This is a genomic window from Leisingera sp. JC11, assembly GCF_040704725.1.
Taxonomy (GTDB): domain Bacteria; phylum Pseudomonadota; class Alphaproteobacteria; order Rhodobacterales; family Rhodobacteraceae; genus Leisingera.
On the sequence record NZ_JBFCVS010000048.1, the window covers coordinates 1 to 5,261 of the forward strand.

The window sequence follows — 5,261 nt, forward strand, 5'->3', positions numbered from 1 at the left end:
CCAGGTAGTTGGCCCAGGTCAGAGTCTTGTCGATCTCGACATAGGTCTGGGTCCAGAAGCTGTAGGCCACCAGGATCCCCAGCGGCGCAGCCACCAGAAGCCCCACATAAAGCGACGCCGGGGCGCTGAGCGCCAGGCCTTTTCCAGCCTCGGTTTTGAGAAATCCGGCCATGTCTCTCCGTTGCTTACAGGGGTTGCGGCGGGGTGCCGCCATTAAAAATGGACAATCGTCCATCAAAATCTGACGGCTGGCAGGGGGTTCTGTCAACAGGATTCTGTAAAAAATGTACAAACGTCCATTTTTGCTGGAGAAACCGTTTGGCCTGTGTCTAAACTGGACAGGCGGCACTGCTTGCCGCACAGGATTGATCCGCGTAACAGCAGTGGAAACGACCAGGACCCAAGGGACACATGGCCGGAAAACGGGAACAGAACCGCGAGCAGAACCGCCAAGCCCTGATCGGTGCGGTGCTGGATTCGGTGGCAGAGAAGGGGATCTCCGAGACCTCCGTCAGCGAGATCATCCAGCGCGCCGGCCTGTCGCGCGGCATGATCCACCTGCATTTCGGCGGCAAGGACAACCTGGTGCACGCCGCCGCGCACCATTCCTCGGAAGAATACTACGACGGGCTGGAGGCGCTCTTGCAGACCGCAGGCGACAGCCCGCAGGAGCGGATCGAGATGATCGTGCGCGGCGACCTCAGCGAGCGGGTGCTAAACCGGCGCAATGTCAACATCTGGTACGCCTTCCGCGGTGAATCCCGCAATCGAAAGGCCATTGCCGAACATTCGGACACCCGCGACGGCCGGCTGCGCGGCATGATCCACAACGCCTTTTCCCGGATCGTGCGTGAGGCCGGAACGCCGGATGCCTCCGGCGCCGCGCGCGATGCCACCCATGGCACCCTGGCGCTGCTCGAAGGCATGTGGACCGACTTTCTGCTGCACCCCGACCGGTTCGACCGGGAGGAGGCGGCGCGGATCATATTCCGCTTTCTGGCCGCGATGTTCCCGGCGCATTTCTCCCTTAAGGGGGCGGTCCGGCCCCAGCAGGAGAAGGGGGCCGCACCCGCAGCCCCCGCGGTGTCAGCCCCCTGACTTCACCTTGGTCCAGGCCCGGGTGCGCTGGCGCAGCGCCTTGGCGCCCAGGCTCTTGTCCGGGAACAGGCGGGCAAGGGTGGCCGCATCCGGATAGATCCCCGGATCGGACAGCACCTCCGGCAGCACATGGGCATCCGCCGCCGCATTTGCATTGGCAAAGAACACGGCATTGGAAACCCCGGCAATCACCTCCGGCTGCAGCATGTAGTCGATAAAGGCATAGGCCGCGTCCACATTGGGCGCATCTTCCGGGATCGCCATCAGGTCGATCCACATCAGGGTGCCCTCCTTGGGGATCGAATATAGCACTTCGACGCCATTCCCCGCTTCCGCCGCGCGGGCCTGGGCGATGCCTGCGTCACCGGAATACATCACCGCCAGGCAGACATTGCCAGCGGGCAGGTCGGTGGAAGGTTTCTGATTGTTGAAATAGCTGACGTTCTCCGCTGCAGCGGCCAGCAGCTCCTGCGCCTTGGCAATTTCCGCCTTTTCCTCGGAATAGGGATCGGCGCCCAGGTAGTTCAGGGCCACCGACAGCATCTCGACTGGGGAATCCAGCACTCCGATGCCGCAGTCTTTCAGCTTGGCGGCATTGGCTGGGTCGAACAGCAAGTCCCAGCTGTCGACAGGCATGACCCCCAGCCGCTCAGCCACCAGCGCCGGGTTGTAGGCGATGCCGATTGTGCCCCAAGTATAGGGCACACCCAGCTGCCGCCCGCCCGGCACTTGGTCAAGCGAAGCCAGGATTTCAGGGCGCAGGTTGCCGTAGTTTTTCAGCCGCGCGGTGTCGACCGGATGCAGCGCGCCCGCCTGCAGCTGCCGTTCGGCGTTGGAGGCGGCGGGAAACACCACGTCATAGCCTGAGCCGCCCGCCAGCATCTTGGTTTCCAGCACCTCGTTGCTGTCGAAATAATCCAGCGTGACTTCGGTTCCTGTTGCCTCCTCGTAACCGGAAATGGTGGTTTCACCGAAATAGTCCGCCCAGTTGTAAATCGCCAGATCACCGGCAGAGGCTGGCGCCGCCAGGGCGGCCCCCAGCAAGGTTGCAGTCATGATATTGTTATTGATCATTATTTCCTCCCTGTTGCGCGCTGCCTCAGCGCTGGCCGGAGGGCCCGGCAGCGTAAAGGCAAAGCAGATCGTTGGCGATGGTGGCCGCCGCGATGGCCGTGATTTCGGAGATGTCATAGGCCGGGGCGACCTCGACCACGTCCATGCCCACCACGTCGGTGCCTGCCAGCCCGCGAATGATCTCCTGCGCCTGATAGGGCGACAGGCCGCCAATTACGGGCGTTCCGGTGCCGGGGGCAGAGGCCGGCTCCAGCGCGTCGATGTCGAAGGTCACATAGGTCTTGTGATCGCCGACGATGCCAAGGATTTTCTCCGCCACCGCTTCCGGCCCCGTCTTCTGCACCTCGATGGCGTCGATGATGTTCATCCCCATGGTGTCCGGATTGTGGGTGCGGATGCCGACCTGAACAGACCGGGCCGGGTCCACCAGCCCTTCGCGGATTGCGTGCCACAGCATGGTGCCGTGGTCGATACGGCCTTCCTCATCCGCCCAGGTGTCGGAATGGGCATCAAACTGGATCAGGCTCAGCGGCCCGTGCTTCTCCACATGCGCCTGCAGCAGCGGATAGGTGATGAAGTGGTCGCCTCCGATCGACAAGAGCGCCGTGTCAGTAGCCAGCACATCGCGTGCCGCCTGGGCGATTTCGCCCGGCACCTTGTGGGGATAGCCATAGTCGAACTCGCAGTCGCCGTAATCGACAACCCGCAGCGCCTCATAGGGATCAGCTTCCCACGGCCAGGGCTTGGACCAGGCAATATGGCTGGAGCCTGAACGCACCGCCCGCGGCCCCAGACGGGTGCCGGACCGGCTGGACACCGACAAATCGAAGGGTACCCCCATCACAGCCACGTCAACTCCGCTGAGGTCGCGGGCATAGCGGCGGCGCATGAAGCTGAGCGCGCCGGCATAGCTGGCCTCTGCCACCACGCCGCGGTCGCTGCTGCGGGTAAAGGCCAGGTCGCCCTGCACGGGATTCACGCTGGAGGAATCGGTCATCTGGGTCTCCGTTATGTTGAAAATTCGCTTGGACCCAGTTTGACTTTCGCGTTTATGCCGGCAAACTTGGCCAAGGATATATATCTTTAGGTATAGATGATGGACGACCCGATCTTCCCTCCGCTGCCCGCTGGTTGGGCCAAGGCGATGACGGCGGTGGCGGACACCATCGCGACAGAGCGTTTTCCCGGCGCGCTGCGGCAGATCCTGTCGCAATGCTGCAGCTTTGATTCGATGGTCATCTCGCACTACGAGGGCGCACAGCCACCGGTGCCGCTCTATCAGGATCTGGATGAGCTGCAGGCGGCGATCACGGTAGAGTTTTACGCCAGCGGCCCCTACCTGCTTGACCCGCTTTATCAGGCCTGCCGCAACGGCTGCACGCCCGGCGCCTACCGGCTGATGGACCTAGCGCCGGAGGCATTCTACCGCTCGGAATACTACCGCGCCTTCTACCGAAAGATCAGCATCAGCGACGAGATCGGCATCCTGGTGCAGGACGGGGCAGAGCGCTGGTTTATCGTGTCCTTGGCCCGGTTTGCCCGCCAGCAGAGGTTTGAGGCAGCAGACACGGAACGGCTGAATGCGGTGTTCGCGGTGATCGCCGCCGCCATACGGCGCCAGTGGGGACAGGCGGAAGACACCGCGGCGGCCCGTCAGCCCGCAGACTGGGAGGACCGGATGCAGACCTTCGGCACCGGCGTCCTCAGCCCGCGGGAACGGGAGGTGGTGCAACTGATCCTGCAGGGCCATTCCACCCCTTCCGCTGCCGCCTATCTGGGCATTGCCGAAGGCACCGTGAAGGTCCACCGTCACCACGCCTATTCCAAGCTGGGTATCGCTTCGCAGGCGGAGCTGTTTTCCATGGCGACCCGGCATCTGGCGGGCACAGGGTAGCCTGGCCCAGGCCCATCAAACCCGCAAAGTCCCAAAAATTGCGCCAAAAACGCAATTATTCGGGGCGGCATTTTGGTTTTTCGGTCACATTGCGGGCTTTACTGTTGACGAAATCCACAATTTTACAAATTCTAGCGGTCAATCCGGTCGGATAACCACCGTCTCCGACCTCAGGAATGAAGGCCGCAACGATGCCCACCACAGAAACCCACGCTGATCACGCGATACGGATCGCCGGTATCGCCGCGGAGGCCGCAGGCGGCTACTTCCGCAGCCGCCTGCGGATTGAGTTCAAGGCAGATGAAAGCCCTGTCACCCAGGCCGACAAGGTGGTCGAGAGCGAGGTGCGCGCCTATCTTGAGCAGCACTTCCCGGACCACGGCATCTTTGGCGAGGAACACGGCTTTGCGGGCGCGGACCGCGCGGAGGTCTGGATCATCGACCCGATCGACGGCACCCGCTCCTTCCTGTCGGGGCACCCGCTGTTTGGCTTCCTGCTGGGGTTCCTGCAGGGCGGCATTCCGCAGCTGGGGGTGATCGGCATGCCTGCGCTGGGGGAGACTTTTCTCGGTGTGCGCGGCCAGGGCGCCACTTTGAACGGGCAGCCCATCCATGTGTCGGATCAGACCCGGCTGGATCAGGCGGTCCTCTATGTGAATGAAGGCGACAAAATCCACCGCGATTATCCAGCGCTGTTCAACCGGCTGATGCAGGCGGGCCAAACGCGCCGCTTTGCCTACGACTGCTATCCGCACGCGCTGCTGGCGGCTGGCCATGTGGACGCGGTAATCGATTATGACCTGCAGCCTTATGACTTTCTGCCTGTCTCCGCAGTGGTCGAGGTCGCGGGCGGGGTGATCACAGATTGGAATGGACAGCCGCTTGGGCTGGAATCCGATGGCCGGGTGGTTGCAACAGCAACGCCTGAACTGCATGCCGAGATGCTGGCGCTGATTAAGGGATACTGAGATGGCAATACTGACCTTTCTGATCAGCCTTGCGGGTGCGACGATGCTGCTGCTTTATGCGGTTCGGATGGTGCGGACCGGGATTGAGCGCAGCTACGGGGCCTCGTTCCAGCGGCTGCTGACCGGCAGGCAGAGCCATCTGCAGGCCGGCCTGATGGGGCTGATCCTGGCCATCGTGCTGCAAAGCTCGGCGGCGGTGGCGCTCTTGACCTCCGGCTTTGCCGCCA

General features: G+C 62.8%; 5 protein-coding genes and 1 pseudogene. 4 read left to right on the forward strand and 2 right to left on the reverse strand.

Features of this window, described 5'->3' with window-relative positions:
- Positions 1–411 precede the first annotated feature (411 nt).
- Positions 412–1,098 carry a TetR family transcriptional regulator C-terminal domain-containing protein gene (locus AB1A62_RS21935; protein WP_366663576.1) on the forward strand — a complete coding sequence of 229 codons (687 nt, stop codon included), beginning with the start codon at positions 412–414 and terminating at the stop codon, positions 1,096–1,098.
- Here AB1A62_RS21935 and AB1A62_RS21940 read toward each other — a convergent pair.
- Together AB1A62_RS21940 and speB are read right to left on the reverse strand one after the other, a co-directional pair.
- Positions 1,087–2,172: an extracellular solute-binding protein gene (locus AB1A62_RS21940; RefSeq protein ID WP_366663577.1), complete on the reverse strand. Its 1,086-nt coding sequence runs from the start codon at positions 2,170–2,172 to the stop codon at positions 1,087–1,089. The two genes, AB1A62_RS21935 and AB1A62_RS21940, sit on opposite strands and share 12 nt — an antisense overlap.
- A gap of 25 nt (positions 2,173–2,197) precedes the next feature.
- On the reverse strand, positions 2,198–3,169 hold the full coding sequence (speB, locus tag AB1A62_RS21945; RefSeq protein ID WP_366663578.1) for an agmatinase: 972 nt from the start codon (positions 3,167–3,169) through the stop codon (positions 2,198–2,200).
- Positions 3,170–3,265: 96 nt separating this feature from the next.
- Here speB and AB1A62_RS21950 point away from each other — a divergent pair, with 96 nt between their 5' ends.
- The 3 genes and pseudogenes from AB1A62_RS21950 to AB1A62_RS21960 form a co-directional block, all read left to right on the forward strand.
- Positions 3,266–4,066 (forward strand): LuxR C-terminal-related transcriptional regulator, encoded by an 801-nt coding sequence (locus tag AB1A62_RS21950; protein ID WP_366663579.1) that lies wholly within the window; start codon positions 3,266–3,268, stop codon positions 4,064–4,066.
- Between the two features lie 191 nt (positions 4,067–4,257).
- Complete coding sequence (locus AB1A62_RS21955) at positions 4,258–5,034, forward strand: inositol monophosphatase family protein (RefSeq protein ID WP_366663580.1); 777 nt, start codon at positions 4,258–4,260, stop codon at positions 5,032–5,034.
- 1 nt (position 5,035) lies between these two features.
- Positions 5,036–5,261, forward strand: a pseudogene (locus AB1A62_RS21960) (Na/Pi cotransporter family protein); the annotation flags it as partial.